Raw genomic sequence first — 14,236 nt, 5'->3', positions numbered from 1 at the left:
TGCTCTCTACAGGAACGCACGCCTTGACTACGCTGATTTGCGGCTCGCTCGCCTACGACAACATCATGACCTTCGAGGGCCGGTTTCGCGAGCACATCCTGCCCGACCAGGTTCACCTTCTCAACGTGAGCTTCCTCGTGCCGACGATGCGACGCGAATTCGGCGGCTGCGCGGGGAACATCGCCTACGCGCTGCACATGCTCGGCGGCGACGCGCGCATCATGGCGACGGTCGGCGCGAACGACGCGGACCGCTATCTCGAGCGTCTCGACAGCCTCGGCCTGTCGAAGGCCTGCGTGCGCGTGGTGCCCGATGCGCACACCGCGCAGGCGATGATCACGACCGATCTCGACAACAACCAGATCACCGCATTCCACCCGGGCGCGATGATGCAGTCGCACCTGAACCGCGCCGACGAAGTGCCGGGCGTGAAGCTCGGCATCGTCGCGCCGGACGGCTTCGACGGGATGGTCCAGCACGCCGAACAATTCGCGAAGGCCGGGATTCCGTTCATCTTCGATCCGGGTCAGGGCCTGCCGCTGTTCGACGGTGCGACGCTGCGCCGCATCATTGAACTCGCGACCTTCGTCGCGGTCAACGACTACGAAGGCAAGCTCGTCAGCGACAAGACGGGCTGGTCCGAACAGGAAATCGCCAGCCGGGTCCAGGCGCTGATCATCACGCGCGGCGAGCACGGCTCAACCATTCTTCACAAAAACGGCGAAGAACAGATTCCCGTCGTGCGCGCCGAGCGTGTGGTCGACCCGACCGGCTGCGGCGATGCCTTCCGCGGCGGCCTGCTGTACGGCATCGAGAACGGCCTCGACTGGGCAACCACCGGACGTCTCGCCAGCCTGATGGGCTCGCTCAAGATCGCCCATCAAGGGCCCCAGACTTACGCACTGACGCGCGCCGAGATCGACGCGCGCTTCGAGACTGCATTCGGTTACAGTCTCAAATGAACATTGTGGGAGAGCAGAGATGTTGACGAAAAAGAACCTCACGCTTGCGGCAATGCTGGCCGCCACGCTGAGCCTCGCCGGCTGCTTCACGCCGCCCGGCTCCGCCGACGTCTATAGCGTCGGCCAGGCGCAGCGCGAGCAAACGGTGCGCATGGGCGTCGTCGAGAGCGTGCGCGCGGTGCGAATCCAGTCCGACGGCGGCGGCAGCGCGATCGGCACGCTCGGCGGCGGCGCACTCGGCGCGGTCGCGGGCAGCGCGATCGGCGGCGGCAAGGGCTCGATCCTGACGGCGATCGCCGGTGGTCTCGTCGGTGCGGTCGCGGGCAACGCGGTCGGCGAAAACCTCAGCACGGCGAACGGTGTCGAAATCACCGTGCGCCTCGACAACGGCGACCTGCGCTCGATCACGCAGGCCGCGAGCGGCGAAGTGTTCCGCGCCGGCGAACGCGTGCGGCTGCTGTCGAGCGGCGGCGTCACGCGCGTCACGCACTGACCCGCTAACCGGTAACCTCAGCACGCGGCGCAAGCCGCGGTCGAACGCATGTGCGAAGCCGCACATGCGTTTTTTTTCGCGCAGGCGCAGCGGCGTCCGACGCAGGAACGAAAAAAATCCCGCCACCTGAGCCAGATGGCGGGATCGATTGAGTAGCGCTACTCAACCCGCGGACACCGCGTAAGTGTCCGGGTGGTGCCGGTCAACCTCGATTACGGACGGCTGCCGGTCGGGAACGGCCATGCCGCTGCCGGGTTGAGCGCGGTCTTCACGCCCGATGCCGGCGCGACCGATGCGGTCGACGCGGTGGTTGCCGGAGCAGCCTTCTTCACGACGGCCTTCTTCGGCGCAGCAGCCTTCTTTGCCGGCGCAGCCTTCGTTGCAGCGGGAGCCGCAGCGGCCTTCTTCGCAGCAGGGGCAGCCTTCTTCGCAGGCGCGGCCTTCTTCGCAGCAGCCTTCTTCGCAGGCGCGGCCTTCTTCGCGGCAGCCTTCTTCGCCGGTGCGGCCTTCTTCGCAGCAGCCTTCTTCGCCGGTGCGGCCTTCTTCGCAGCAGCCTTCTTCGCCGGTGCGGCCTTCTTCGCAGCAACCTTCTTCACTGCGACCTTCTTGGCTGCAACCTTCTTCGCTGCGGCCTTCTTCGCCGGTGCTGCCTTCTTCGCAGCAACCTTCTTCACGGCGACTTTCTTCGCTGCAACCTTCTTCGCTGCGGCCTTCTTCGCCGGTGCTGCCTTCTTCGCGGCAACCTTCTTCACCGCGACCTTCTTCGCAGCAACCTTCTTCACTGCAGCGGCCTTCTTCGCCGGCGCAGCAGCCTTCTTCGCAACGGTCTTCTTGGCAGCGACCTTCTTAGCAGCCGGTTTCTTCTTGGCAGTAGCCATGTTGTTCTCCTTCAGGTTCAGATGAGAGTCAGTTCAAACTACACCCTTCGTCAAAACCCGCTTCCCGCGGACGCTGTTCAGGACGTGCGCTTCGAAGCGGGCTATTCATCGGCGTACGCGGATACCGCACGCTTACGCTAATGAATACGGTATGGCGCGCGTGGCCACCCGGCCTCGCGCGCCAAATCAAGTCGGTAGCCGGCGCACCTCGCGCCGCTACCCCTAATCGCTTGATCAAGCGGACCGCCACACGGCCGTCCGCTTTTTCCGGAGGGAAGTTTGCCCATCCCACTGAAGGGTTCGCAAAGTGCCTGTCGTGTCGTTGGGCCGTTAAGGCACCGGGCATGCTTTGCATCAGGCGTTCTTGCTCCTAAACCTTGAGCCGGGGCCGAGAGGCCGCCGGCTGCTCCATCGTGTCACGGATTCGCTGCTGCGGGTCATTCCCAGGACAGCGCGCCACCCGTCTGATACTCGATCACACGCGTCTCGAAGAAGTTGCGTTCCTTCTTCAGGTCGATCATCTCGCTCATCCACGGGAACGGGTTTTCCTCGTTCGGGAACAGCGGATCGAGGCCGATCTGCTGGCAACGGCGGTTGCTGATGAAGCGCAGATAGCTCTTGAACATCGACGCGTTCAGACCCAGCACGCCGCGCGGCATCGTGTCCTCGGCGTAGCGGTATTCGAGTTCGACAGCCTGCTTGAACAGCTCGCGGATCTCCGCGCGGAATTCCGCGGTCCAGAGATGCGGGTTCTCGAGCTTGATCTGGTTGATCAGGTCGATGCCGAAATTGCAGTGCATCGATTCGTCGCGCAGGATGTACTGATATTGCTCTGCAGCACCCGTCATCTTGTTCTGGCGGCCGAGCGCGAGGATCTGCGTGAAGCCGACATAGAAGAACAGCCCTTCCATGATGCAGGCGAACACGATCAGCGACTTCAGCAGCTTCTGATCCGCTTCGAGCGTGCCGGTCTTGAAGGCCGGATCCGTCAGCGTATGGATGAACGGGATCAGGAATTCGTCCTTCGCGCGGATCGACGGGACTTCGTGATACGCGTTGAAGATCTCGCCTTCGTCGAGGCCGAGCGATTCGACGATGTACTGGTAAGCGTGCGTGTGGATCGCCTCTTCGAACGCCTGGCGCAGCAGGAACTGGCGGCACTCGGGCGCCGTGATGTGGCGGTACGTACCGAGCACGATGTTGTTCGCGGCGAGCGAGTCGGCCGTCACGAAGAAGCCGAGGTTGCGCTTGACGATGCGGCGCTCGTCCTCGGTCAGCCCGTTCGGATCCTTCCACAGCGCGATGTCGCGGGACATGTTGATTTCCTGCGGCATCCAGTGGTTCGCGCAACCGGCCAGATACTTTTCCCACGCCCACTTGTACTTGAACGGCACCAGCTGATTGACGTCAGTCTGGCCGTTGATGATGCGCTTGTCGGCGACATTGACCCGCGCTTCCGAACCGCCGGCGGGAACAGCCGATGCTTGCGGCGCCACCGCAAGATCGCCTTCGAAAATGTCACGGACCTGATGGGCGGCAGGCGACGCAGCCTGCATTCCGACAGCCATCCCGGCGGAGGTGCGCATCGCGTTTTGCTGCGCCCCGCTCGCGGGAGTTACGGCGGTCATCTCGTCATCCCAGTTGAGCATAAATTCTCACCATCAATTTAGAACGGTTTGTACCATCTTTTCCTGAGCGATAAAAGGGTTCGCTCACGAAAAATCCTTTTTTCGATTCGCGTTGCGACCTCGATACAACACTTTGAGCAACGCATCGTCGGTCATGCAGCGCGCGATGCATGTCGCGCTCGTATCGCGAGGTGCGCTCGACGCATCGAACGCTGATCGAAACGCGACGTCGTCGGGGGTGTTTCGATCGCTCGTCACTGCCTGCAACGCATCGTGCCGCGTTACAGATTCCTTATCATTTTTTTAGTAGAGAGCGGCGCGCACTTCAACCTCGATCGGTTGTCGCGCGCGCCGCCCGGCACTGCTTCGGGTCAGGCGCGCCGCGTTACTGGCACGCTTCGCACTCGTCGAAGCCCGGGTCGCCCGGACGCATCGTGCACACCGGACCATCGGCCTCGACCGGTGCGAGTGCCGCCGCATCGACCGCGCCCGACGACGACGCTGCGCCGCCTGCCGCACCGAAGCCGCCCGCTGCGCCTTGCGCGCCGCCGCTGCCCGCGCCGCCGCTCGTCGGCACCGCGTTCAGCGCGCCGTGCGCGACGGTCGACTTCTCGACGTGCGTCGCTGCCATCGTGCGCAGGTAGTAGGTCGTCTTCAGGCCGCGCAGCCATGCGAGCTTGTAGACCTCGTCGAGCTTCTTGCCCGATGCGCCGCCCATGTAGATGTTCAGCGACTGCGCCTGGTCGATCCACTTCTGGCGACGCGATGCGGCTTCGACCAGCCACGTCGGATCGACTTCGAACGCGGTCGCGTAGATCGCGCGCAGGTCGGCCGGGATGCGGTCGATGCGCGACAGCATGCCGTCGAAGTACTTCAGGTCGGCGACCATCACCTCGTCCCACAGGCCGCGTTCCTTCAGGTCGCGCACGAGGTACTCGTTGACCACCGTGAATTCGCCCGACAGGTTCGACTTCACGTACAGGTTCTGGAAGGTCGGCTCGATGCACGCCGACACGCCGATGATGTTCGAGATCGTCGCCGTCGGCGCGATCGCGACGCAGTTCGAGTTGCGCATGCCGTGCGCCGCGATCCGCGCGCGCAGCGCCGTCCAGTCGAGCGATTCCGACGAGTCGACCTCGACGTAGCCGCCGCGCGCTTCCGCCAGCAGCTTCAGCGTGTCCTGCGGGAGGATGCCGCGATCCCACAGCGAGCCGCGGTAGCTCGAGTAGCGGCCGCGCTCCTCGGCCAGCTCGGTCGACGCGTAGTACGCGTAGTAGCAGACCGCTTCCATCGAGCGATCGGCGAACTCGACCGCCGCCTCCGACGCATACGGCGTGCGCAGCAGGTGCAGGCAGTCCTGGAAGCCCATGATGCCCATGCCGACCGGGCGGTGCTTCAGGTTCGAGTTACGCGCCTTCGGCACCGCGTAGTAGTTGATGTCGATCACGTTGTCGAGCATGCGCATCGCGACGCTGATCGTGCGCTTCAGCTTGTCGTGGTCGAGCGCGTAGCTGCCGTCCGCCTGCTTGACCAGGTGGGCGACGAGGTTCACCGAGCCGAGGTTGCAGACCGCGATTTCGGTGTCGCTCGTGTTCAGCGTGATTTCGGTGCACAGGTTCGACGAGTGGACGACGCCAACGTGCTGCTGCGGCGAGCGGATGTTGCACGGATCCTTGAACGTGATCCACGGGTGGCCCGTCTCGAACAGCATGCCGAGCATCTTGCGCCACAGCTGCTGCGCCGGAATCTTCTTGAACAGCTTGATCTCGCCGCGCGCGACTTTCTCTTCGTAAGCCGTGTAAGCCGCCTCGAACTCCGCGCCGAACTTGTCGTGCAGGTCCGGGCAGGTCGACGGCGAGAACAGCGTCCATTCGCCGCCTTCCATCACGCGCTTCATGAACAGGTCGGGAATCCAGTTCGCCGTGTTCATGTCGTGCGTGCGGCGACGGTCGTCGCCGGTGTTCTTGCGCAGCTCGAGGAACTCCTCGATGTCGAGGTGCCACGATTCGAGGTACGCGCAGACCGCGCCCTTGCGCTTGCCGCCCTGGTTGACCGCGACGGCCGTGTCGTTGACGACCTTCAGGAACGGCACCACGCCCTGCGACTTGCCGTTCGTGCCCTTGATATGCGAGCCGAGTGCGCGCACGCGGGTCCAGTCGTTGCCGAGGCCGCCGGCGAACTTCGACAGCAGCGCGTTTTCCTTCAGCGCTTCATAGATGCCGTCGAGATCGTCCGCGACCGTCGTCAGGTAGCACGACGACAGCTGCGAGCGGTGCGTGCCCGAGTTGAACAGCGTCGGCGTCGAGCTCATGAAGTCGAAGCTCGACAGCACGTTGTAGAACTCGATCGCGCGCGTTTCGCGGTCGATCTCGTTCAGCGACAGGCCCATCGCGACGCGCATGAAGAATGCCTGCGGCATTTCGATGCGGGTGCCGCCGACGTGCAGGAAGTAGCGGTCGTACAGCGTCTGCAGGCCGAGGTAGCCGAACTGCAGGTCGCGGCTCGCGTCGAGCGCGTCGCCGAGGCGCTTCAGGTCGAACTGCAGCAGCTTGTCGTCGAGCAGGCCGGCGTCGACGCCGCGCTTCAGGAACTGCGGGAAATACTCCGCGTAGCGGGTCGACATCTCGGCCTGGACCACTTCCTCGCCGAGGATCTCGCGACGGATCGTGTGCAGCAGGATGCGGGCCGTGACCTGGCTGTATGCCGGGTCCTTCTCGATCATCGTGCGCGCCGCGAGGATCGCCGAGTCGTAGACCTGGCTCATCGGCACGCCGTCGTACAGGTTCTTCACCGTCTCCGCGACGATCGGGTCAGGGTTAACCGCAGCGCCGAGACCGTCGCATGCCGACACCACCAGCGCGCGCAGCGCGTTCAGGTCGAGCGGGCGCGTCACGCCGTTGTCGACGACGTTGATCACGCCGCCGGCCGCCTCGCCGCCCGCCACCGCCGCTTCCTCGCCCGCATGCTGACGCTCCAGGTGACGCTTCTCGCGATACAGCACGTACGCACGCGCGACGTTGTGCTCGCCGCCGCGCATCAGCGCGAGTTCGACCTGGTCCTGGATGTCTTCGATATGGAACGTACCGCCGTTCGGGCGGCTGCGCACGAGCGCGCGCACGACGTTGTGCGTGAGCTGGTCGACCAGCTCGCGCACGCGCGCCGACGCCGCGCCCTGCCCGCCGTTGACGGCCAGGAAAGCCTTGGTCACCGCGATCGCGATCTTCGAAGGCTCGAACGACACCACGCTGCCATTGCGGCGGATCACCTTGTAGTCGGCGAACGTTGCCTGCGGCGCGAGCGCCGGCGCGCCTTGTGCGGCCCCGCCGAGAGGACGGCTCGAAGCGCTCTCGTACTGGGACGTCGCGTTGTCGGTGGTTTGCATGTGCAAAGCTCCTGGTGTTGGATGGTGCGGAGAGATCCGCGGATTAAAACGAACGCCGCGCAACGCGATGCGCGAGCGGTAAGAGGCGAGCGATGCGCCGGGGAAACCGGATCCGTCGATGCGCGACAACCGATCCGGTCGTGTGCTTCGTCATGTATACCCCGCCCCGTCGAAGTTCGCTGCGCTGATCGCGGCGCCCGGACCGTCCGGCCCGGCGCGCCGCCCTGGGAACGCCGTCCGCCGGCGTTGGCCGCCGGCCGGTGCCGCTCGGGTTTCCCCTGCGACACACACTATATCTAGTGCAGAACTGCTCAACCGGCACCAAGTATAGTGGACATTCGGACGACGTCCAAACGGATAATTTGCGGCGAAGGTCTTGACATCGCTCGCGCGCAGACACGACAAGGCATTGGTCGGAGAAAAAAGATTCTCCGCTCAAAAAACCCCGCGCTCAGTGCTGACGGAAAGGAAAGTATTCGGCGGAAAAGCCGGCATCGCTCGCGAAGCGTTGCCAATCGAAGTGCGGGCCCGGGTCGGTCTTGCGGCCCGGCGCGACGTCCGCATGCCCCGCGAACGCGTCGACCGGATAGCGCGCCGCCAGCGTGCGCGCGAGCGCCGCGAGCGTCGCGTACTGCGCGGCCTCGAACGGCACGTCGTCCGCGCCTTCGAGCTCGATGCCGATCGAGAAGTCGTTGCAGCGCGTGCGGCCGAAGAACTCGGACGCGCCCGCATGCCACGCGCGCTCGTCGCACGACACGAACTGCACGAGCTCGCCGTCGCGGCGAATCAGGAAGTGCGCGGACACGCGCACGTCGCGCAGGTGGCGCTGGTAATAAGGATGGGCGTCGCAGTCGAGACGGTTCAGGAACAGCGCCTCGATCGCATCGCCGCCGAACTCGCCGGGCGGCAGGCTGATGTTGTGCACGACCACGAGCGTCGGCACCGCGCCCGCGGGCCGCGCCTCGACATTCGGCGACGGCGCGTGGCGCGCCTCGCGCACCCAGCCGTGCGCGTCGACCGACAGCGACACCGCGTCGCTCATCGCGCGTCCTGGCCGCCGGCGCGCGCCGCGTGACGCTGCGCGTGCTCGGTGCTGCAGAAATACTGGCCGCCCGCGACGACCGCGTCGCCCTGCGGCGCATGCACGCCGCACTCGGCGCAACGCACCATCGGCTCGGGCAGCGCACGCGCGTCGCCGTTCGGACGGCCGCCGTAGCCGGACGCGCCCGGGCCGGCCGCGCCGCGCTCGCTGCGCGCCTGCTCCTGGGCCCGGCGCAGCTTGCGCGCGACCCACGAACTGGCGAAGAACAGGAGGATCAGGAGAAGAATCTGTCGCATCGAAAACCTGCCGGTCAAACCACGGAACGGTGCAGCAGCACCTCGAACACGAAGCGGCTGCCGACATACGCGAGCAGCAGCGCGGCGAACGACACGAGCACCCAGCGTGCGGCGCCGCGTCCGCGCCAGCCCGAGGTCCTGCGTGCGACCAGCAGGCCGCCGAACATCAGCCACGACAGGATCGCGAACACCGTCTTGTGATCGAGGCGCAGCGCGCGCGCGTCGACCTGCTCGCTGAACAGGATCCCCGACGCGAGCGTCAGCGTGAGCAGCACGAAGCCCGCACCGATCAGGCGGAACAGCAGCTTCTCGAGCGTGAGCAGCGGCGGCAGCGTCTCGAGCCAGCTCGCGATCCAGCCCGTCGAGCCGTCGCGCCCGCCGCTTCTCAGCGACTGCAGGCGCCGCTCGACCATCAGCATCAGGATCGCATGCAGCGCCGCGATCGCGAACAGGCCGTACGCGATGTTCGCGATCAGGAAGTGCAGCTTGAACAGCGGCGCTGCGGCATAAGGCAGCACCCGCACGCCGCCGAACACGAGCGGCAGCAGCGACGCGCCGCAGGCGAGCGGCAGCACGAGCAGCCGCAGGCTGTCGAGCGGGAAGAAGAAGCTCTCGATCCAGTAGATGCCGGCGCCGAGCCAGAACATCGCGGACAGCGCGAACGCGAAGCCGAAGATCATCGCGTCGTGCGGGAAGATCGTCATGTGCAGCAGCACGCCGTGCGCGACGAGCGCGGCGCCCAGCAGCGCGCGGCCGGCGCCGCTCATCCCGGACGCGGCGGACGCCGGAACCGGCACGGCCGGCACGCTCGCGACGAGCGGCGGCGTCGCGCCCTGGCGGTGCGTGCGCCAGCCTGCGACGGCGAGGCCGCCATACAGGAACGCGGTGAGGGCATACAGTACAATATCCATGTTCGAAGTTTACACTAGGCCCCCTTCCCGCGACGGCTCCGTTGTTCGGTCCCGCTGCGCCTTCGGGCCCCACTGTCCATCGCTCCCCATGCTCGACAATCTCACTCAACGGATGGCGCGCGTCGTCAAGACGCTGCGCGGCGAGGCCCGGCTTACCGAGGCGAACACGCAGGAGATGCTCCGCGAGGTGCGTCTCGCGCTGCTCGAGGCCGACGTCGCGCTGCCGGTCGTCCGCGAATTCATCGCCAAGGTCAAGGAAAAGGCGCTCGGCGAGGAGGTGATCAGCAGCCTGTCGCCGGGCCAGGCGCTCGTCGGCGTGGTCCAGAAGGAACTGACCGCCGTGATCGGCGGCGACTACGAAGGCAAGGCCGCCGAGCTGAACCTCGCGGTCGCGCCGCCCGCCGTGATCCTGATGGCCGGCCTGCAGGGCGCGGGCAAGACCACGACCGTCGGCAAGCTCGCGAAGCTGCTGCGCGAGAAGTACAAGAAGAAAGTGCTGACCGTGTCGTGCGACGTGTATCGCCCGGCCGCGATCATGCAGTTGAAAACGGTGAGCGAACAGGTCGGCGCCGACTTCTTCCCGTCCACGCCCGAGCAGAAGCCCGTCGACATCGCGCTCGCGGCCGTCGACTGGGCGAAGCGCCACTACCATGACGTGCTGATCGTCGATACGGCCGGCCGTCTCGGCATCGACGAGGCGATGATGCAGGAAATCGCCGCGCTGCACGGCGTGCTGAAGCCGGCCGAAACGCTGTTCGTCGTCGACGCGATGCTCGGCCAGGACGCGGTCAACACCGCGAAGGCGTTCAACGACACGCTGCCGCTCACCGGCGTCGTGCTGACCAAGCTCGACGGCGACTCGCGCGGCGGCGCCGCGCTGTCGGTGCGGCACGTGACGGGCAAGCCGATCAAGTTCGTCGGCGTCGCCGAGAAGCTCGACGGCCTCGAGGTGTTCCACCCCGACCGGATGGCGAACCGGATCCTCGGCATGGGCGACATCCTCGCGCTCGTCGAGGAAGCGCAGCGCGGCGTCGACGTGCAGGCCGCGCAGAAGCTCGCCGACAAGGTGAAGAAAGGCGGCGACTTCGACCTGAACGATTTCCGCGCGCAGATCTCCCAGATGAAGAACATGGGCGGCCTGTCGTCGCTGATGGACAAGCTCCCCGCGCAGTTCCAGCAGGCCGCGGCCGGCGCCGACATGGGCCAGGCCGAGAAGCAGATCCGCCGGATGGAGGGGATCATCAGCTCGATGACGCCCGCCGAGCGCGCGAAACCCGAGATCATCAAGGCGACGCGCAAGCGCCGCATTGCAGCCGGCGCGGGCGTGCCGGTGCAGGAAGTCAACCGGATGCTGAACCAGTACGACCAGATGCGTACGATGATGAAGAAGCTGAAGGGGGGCAACATGCAGAAGATGATGCGCGGCCTGAAGGGCATGATGCCCGGCCTGCGCTGATTTCGCCCGACGGCCGGCGCGCGGGTTTGTGCTGTAGCGCGCGCCGCCCGTTCTGCTTCATTCTTATTTGTATACCGACTGCCCGCCAGAACACATGAACCGCGAAGAAGCCCTCCATATTTTCGACCACTCCGAAGAGATCGTCTCGGCGGACGCCGTCAACGCGTCGATCGCCCGGATGGCCGACGCGATCCGCGCCGAGATCGGCGACGCGTTCCCGCTCGTGCTCTCGGTGATGGGCGGCGCCGCGGTGTTTACCGGGATGCTGCTGCCGCATCTCGATTTCCCGCTCGAATTCGACTACATCCACCTGACGCGCTACCGCAACACGACCCAGGGCAGCCCGGAAATGCACTGGCGCGTCGCACCGCGCGAATCGGTGAAGGACCGGATCGTGCTCGTGCTCGACGACATCCTCGACGAAGGCGAGACGATGGCCGCGATCCGCGACCGCATCCTCGACATGGGCGCGAAGCGCTTCATGTCGGCCGTGCTGTGCGAGAAGACGCTCGCGAAGGCGAAGCCGCTGCATCCCGACTTCTGCGGCTTCTCGGTGCCGGACCGCTACGTGTTCGGCTGCGGGATGGACGCGAAGGGCTACTGGCGCAACCTGCCGACGATCCGCGCGCTGACCGCGAACGTCTAATCGCCCCGCCTCGCAGCACATCAAGAAGAAAGCGGCGCCCGGTTGCCCGGAGCGCCGCTTTTTTCATCCGTTCGTGCCGCAGTTGCCCTACAGCTGGTGGACGAACGCGCGGATGCCGCCCAGCATCATCTCGACCGAGATCGCGACCAGCACGAGCCCCATCAGCCGCTCGAACGCCGCGACCGTGCGCTCGCCGATCCACTGCTGGATCCGCTCGGCCAGCACCAGCGTGACCGCGCAGACGATCATCGTGACCGTCAGCGCACCGACCCATTCGAGCATCTTGCCGGGCCCCTGCGACGTCAGCAGCATCACCGTCGCGAGCGCGGACGGCCCCGCGAGCGCCGGAATCGCGAGCGGCACGATGAACGGCTCGCCGCCCGCGCGCGGATCGTTGCCGAGCGCGCCGTCCGGGTGCGGGAAGATCATGCGCAGCGCGATCAGGAACAGCACGATGCCGCCGCCGAGCCGCAGCGACAGGTCGGTCAGGCTCATCATCCGCAGGAAGCGGTCGCCGACCAGCATGAAGAACAGCAGGATCACGAACGCGATCCCCACCTCGCGCAGGATCAGCTTCACGCGCCGCTCGCGCGGCACGTCGCGCATCGCCGAGATGAACAGCGGGATGTTGCCGAGCGGATCGGTGATCAGCACGAGAAGCACGGTGGCCGACAGAAAGGTGTATTCCACCGTGTTCCCCGGTCGGTGCGCTTAGTGCGCGAGCGCCGCGCGGATCTTCTCCGCGACCGTCGCCGCGACGGCATCCGCCGGCAGCAGCGTCGCTTCGGCGTCGCGGCGGCCCTGGTACTCGATCTTGCCTTCCTTGAGCCCGCGCTCGCCGATCACGACGCGATGCGGCACGCCGATCAGTTCCCAGTCGGCGAACATCACGCCCGGGCGCTCGCCGCGATCGTCGAGGATCACGTCGATGCCGGCCGCGCTCAACTCCGCGTACAGCTTGTCGGCCGCTTCGCGGACCGCGTCGCTGCGGTCGTAGCCCATCGGGCACAGCACGACCTCGAACGGGGCGATCGACTCCGGCCAGATGATGCCCTTGTCGTCGAAGTTCTGTTCGATCGCCGCGCCGAGAATGCGCGTCACGCCGATCCCGTAGCAGCCCATCAGCATCGGCTGCGGCTTGCCCGATTCGTCGAGGAACGTCGCGCCCATCGCTTCCGAATACTTGGTGCCGAGCTGGAATACGTGGCCGACCTCGATGCCGCGGCAAATGTCGATCACGCCCTTGCCGTCCGGCGACGGATCGCCCTTCTTCACGTTGCGGACATCGGCGACCTCCGGCTCCGGCAGGTCGCGGCCCCAGTTCACGCCCGCGATGTGATAGTCGACCTCGTTCGCGCCGACCACGAAATCGCTCATGTTCGCGACCGTGCGATCCGCGATCACCTTGACCGGCTTCTTCGTGCCGACCGGGCCGAGGTAGCCCGGCGGCGTGCCGAACCACTCGACGATTTCCTGCTCGGTCGCGAAGCGGTGGTTCTTCAGCCCCGGCAGCTTCGACACCTTGATCTCGTTCAGGTCGTGGTCACCGCGCAGCATCACGAGCCAGATCGTCGGCTCGGCGCCCTCGTTGTCGGTTGCCAGCACGATCGACTTGATGGTGCGCTCGAGCGGAATGCCAAGCAGTTCGGCAACCGCCTCGCACTTCGCCTTGCCGGGCGTCGCGACCTTCTCCATCGCTTCGGCCGGCGCCGCACGCTCGGCGATCAGCGACAGCGCTTCTGCCGCCTCGACGTTCGCCGCGAACTCGGAGGTCGGGCAATAGGCGATCGCGTCCTCGCCCGTATCGGCGATCACGTGGAACTCGTGCGAGAAGTTGCCGCCGATCGAGCCGCTGTCGGCCGCGACCGCGCGGAACTCGAGGCCCAGGCGCGTGAAGATGCGCACGTAGGCCTCGTACATCTTGCGATACGACTCGTTGAGGCCTTCGGCATCCTTGTCGAACGAGTACGCGTCCTTCATGATGAATTCGCGGCCGCGCATCACGCCGAAGCGCGGGCGGATCTCGTCGCGGAACTTCGTCTGGATCTGGTAGAAGTTCACCGGCATCTGCCGGTAGCTCTTGATCTGGTTGCGCGCGATGTCGGTGACGACTTCCTCGTGCGTCGGCCCGATCACGAAGTCGTTGTCCTTGCGGTCCTTGAAGCGCAGCAGCTCGGGGCCGTATTGCTCCCAGCGGCCCGATTCCTGCCACAGCTCGGCCGGCTGCACGGCCGGCATCAGCAGTTCGAGGGCGCCCGCCCGGTTCATTTCCTCGCGCACGATCGCCTCGACCTTGCGAATCGAACGCAGGCCGACCGGCAGGTAGTTGTAGATGCCGCCGGCGACGCGACGGATCATGCCGGCGCGCACCATCAGCTTGTGACTGACGATCTCTGCGTCGGCGGGTGCCTCTTTCAGGGTGCCGATAAAGAAACGGGAAGCTTTCATGCGGACGGTTCCAAAAACGGCGCCCCCAGGCGGGGCGCCCGAAAAAGATTCAAGGTGAAAAAGCTGCGCGCGGCGAACGGCAATGGCGCAGATG

Annotated in this window: 13 protein-coding genes; 4 read left to right on the top strand and 9 right to left on the bottom strand. The window is 66.0% G+C overall.

Going from position 1 to position 14,236, the window contains the following annotated elements; translation table 11 throughout:
- Positions 1–23: 23 nt before the first annotated feature.
- Together WS57_RS20485 and WS57_RS20480 are read left to right on the top strand one after the other, a co-directional pair.
- Entirely contained in the window at positions 24–962 is a 939-nt protein-coding gene (locus WS57_RS20485) for a carbohydrate kinase family protein (protein ID WP_009694444.1), read from the top strand.
- A 19-nt stretch (positions 963–981) separates the two neighbouring features.
- Positions 982–1,455, top strand: coding sequence for a glycine zipper 2TM domain-containing protein (locus WS57_RS20480; protein WP_009694445.1), 474 nt, complete (start codon positions 982–984; stop codon positions 1,453–1,455).
- A gap of 212 nt (positions 1,456–1,667) precedes the next feature.
- Here the strand turns inward: WS57_RS20480 and WS57_RS35975 are convergent, their stop codons facing one another.
- From WS57_RS35975 to WS57_RS20450, 7 genes are all read right to left on the bottom strand, one after another.
- Positions 1,668–2,333 carry a histone H1-like DNA-binding protein gene (locus WS57_RS35975; protein WP_040126603.1) on the bottom strand — a complete coding sequence of 222 codons (666 nt, stop codon included), beginning with the start codon at positions 2,331–2,333 and terminating at the stop codon, positions 1,668–1,670.
- A gap of 28 nt (positions 2,334–2,361) precedes the next feature.
- Positions 2,362–2,688 (bottom strand): hypothetical protein, encoded by a 327-nt coding sequence (locus WS57_RS35970; RefSeq protein WP_080292839.1) that lies wholly within the window; start codon positions 2,686–2,688, stop codon positions 2,362–2,364.
- 82 nt (positions 2,689–2,770) lie between these two features.
- Entirely contained in the window at positions 2,771–3,982 is a 1,212-nt protein-coding gene (locus WS57_RS20470) for a ribonucleotide-diphosphate reductase subunit beta (RefSeq protein WP_009694447.1), read from the bottom strand.
- Positions 3,983–4,346: 364 nt separating this feature from the next.
- A complete protein-coding gene (locus tag WS57_RS20465) occupies positions 4,347–7,343 on the bottom strand; it encodes a ribonucleoside-diphosphate reductase subunit alpha (RefSeq protein WP_040126602.1) in 2,997 nt (998 codons plus the stop codon).
- 451 nt (positions 7,344–7,794) lie between these two features.
- Positions 7,795–8,385 (bottom strand): 1,6-anhydro-N-acetylmuramyl-L-alanine amidase AmpD, encoded by a 591-nt coding sequence (gene ampD, locus WS57_RS20460; RefSeq protein ID WP_040126601.1) that lies wholly within the window; start codon positions 8,383–8,385, stop codon positions 7,795–7,797.
- Positions 8,382–8,681, bottom strand: coding sequence for a PP0621 family protein (locus WS57_RS20455; RefSeq protein ID WP_040128707.1), 300 nt, complete (start codon positions 8,679–8,681; stop codon positions 8,382–8,384). Before WS57_RS20455 ends, ampD begins: the two co-directional genes overlap by 4 nt.
- A 14-nt stretch (positions 8,682–8,695) precedes the next feature.
- Positions 8,696–9,592: a cytochrome C assembly family protein gene (locus WS57_RS20450; protein ID WP_040126600.1), complete on the bottom strand. Its 897-nt coding sequence runs from the start codon at positions 9,590–9,592 to the stop codon at positions 8,696–8,698.
- Positions 9,593–9,680: 88 nt separating this feature from the next.
- Between WS57_RS20450 and ffh the strand changes: the two genes are divergently transcribed.
- Both ffh and WS57_RS20440 read left to right on the top strand, forming a co-directional pair.
- On the top strand, positions 9,681–11,048 hold the full coding sequence (gene ffh, locus WS57_RS20445; RefSeq protein WP_009688451.1) for a signal recognition particle protein: 1,368 nt from the start codon (positions 9,681–9,683) through the stop codon (positions 11,046–11,048).
- A gap of 94 nt (positions 11,049–11,142) precedes the next feature.
- The gene (locus WS57_RS20440; protein ID WP_009688452.1) at positions 11,143–11,694 is read left to right on the top strand and encodes a hypoxanthine-guanine phosphoribosyltransferase; all 552 of its coding nucleotides are present in this window, start codon (positions 11,143–11,145) and stop codon (positions 11,692–11,694) included.
- Positions 11,695–11,781: 87 nt separating this feature from the next.
- Here the strand turns inward: WS57_RS20440 and WS57_RS20435 are convergent, their stop codons facing one another.
- Complete coding sequence (locus WS57_RS20435) at positions 11,782–12,384, bottom strand: MarC family protein (protein ID WP_009688453.1); 603 nt, start codon at positions 12,382–12,384, stop codon at positions 11,782–11,784.
- A gap of 21 nt (positions 12,385–12,405) precedes the next feature.
- Entirely contained in the window at positions 12,406–14,142 is a 1,737-nt protein-coding gene (locus WS57_RS20430; RefSeq protein ID WP_009688454.1) for a proline--tRNA ligase, read from the bottom strand.
- Between the last annotated feature and the right edge of the window lie 94 nt (positions 14,143–14,236).

Source organism: Burkholderia pseudomultivorans, from assembly GCF_001718415.1.
Taxonomy (GTDB): domain Bacteria; phylum Pseudomonadota; class Gammaproteobacteria; order Burkholderiales; family Burkholderiaceae; genus Burkholderia; species Burkholderia pseudomultivorans_A.
The sequence above is the reverse complement of the archived record's forward strand: the minus strand, read 5'-3'. Positions and strand labels throughout refer to the sequence as shown.

Excerpts from the sequence above, each read along its gene's own strand:
- WS57_RS35970 (WP_080292839.1), bottom strand. The coding sequence starts at position 2,688 with ATGCAAAGCATGCCCGGTGCCTTAACGGCCCAACGACACGACAGGCAC.
- WS57_RS20480 (WP_009694445.1), top strand. The coding sequence starts at position 982 with ATGTTGACGAAAAAGAACCTCACGCTTGCGGCAATGCTGGCCGCCACG.
- WS57_RS20430 (WP_009688454.1), bottom strand. The coding sequence starts at position 14,142 with ATGAAAGCTTCCCGTTTCTTTATCGGCACCCTGAAAGAGGCACCCGCC.
- WS57_RS20450 (WP_040126600.1), bottom strand. The coding sequence starts at position 9,592 with ATGGATATTGTACTGTATGCCCTCACCGCGTTCCTGTATGGCGGCCTC.
- ampD (WP_040126601.1), bottom strand. The coding sequence starts at position 8,385 with ATGAGCGACGCGGTGTCGCTGTCGGTCGACGCGCACGGCTGGGTGCGC.
- WS57_RS20455 (WP_040128707.1), bottom strand. The coding sequence starts at position 8,681 with ATGCGACAGATTCTTCTCCTGATCCTCCTGTTCTTCGCCAGTTCGTGG.
- WS57_RS20470 (WP_009694447.1), bottom strand. The coding sequence starts at position 3,982 with ATGCTCAACTGGGATGACGAGATGACCGCCGTAACTCCCGCGAGCGGG.
- ffh (WP_009688451.1), top strand. The coding sequence starts at position 9,681 with ATGCTCGACAATCTCACTCAACGGATGGCGCGCGTCGTCAAGACGCTG.
- WS57_RS20440 (WP_009688452.1), top strand. The coding sequence starts at position 11,143 with ATGAACCGCGAAGAAGCCCTCCATATTTTCGACCACTCCGAAGAGATC.
- WS57_RS35975 (WP_040126603.1), bottom strand. The coding sequence starts at position 2,333 with ATGGCTACTGCCAAGAAGAAACCGGCTGCTAAGAAGGTCGCTGCCAAG.
- WS57_RS20465 (WP_040126602.1), bottom strand. The coding sequence starts at position 7,343 with ATGCAAACCACCGACAACGCGACGTCCCAGTACGAGAGCGCTTCGAGC.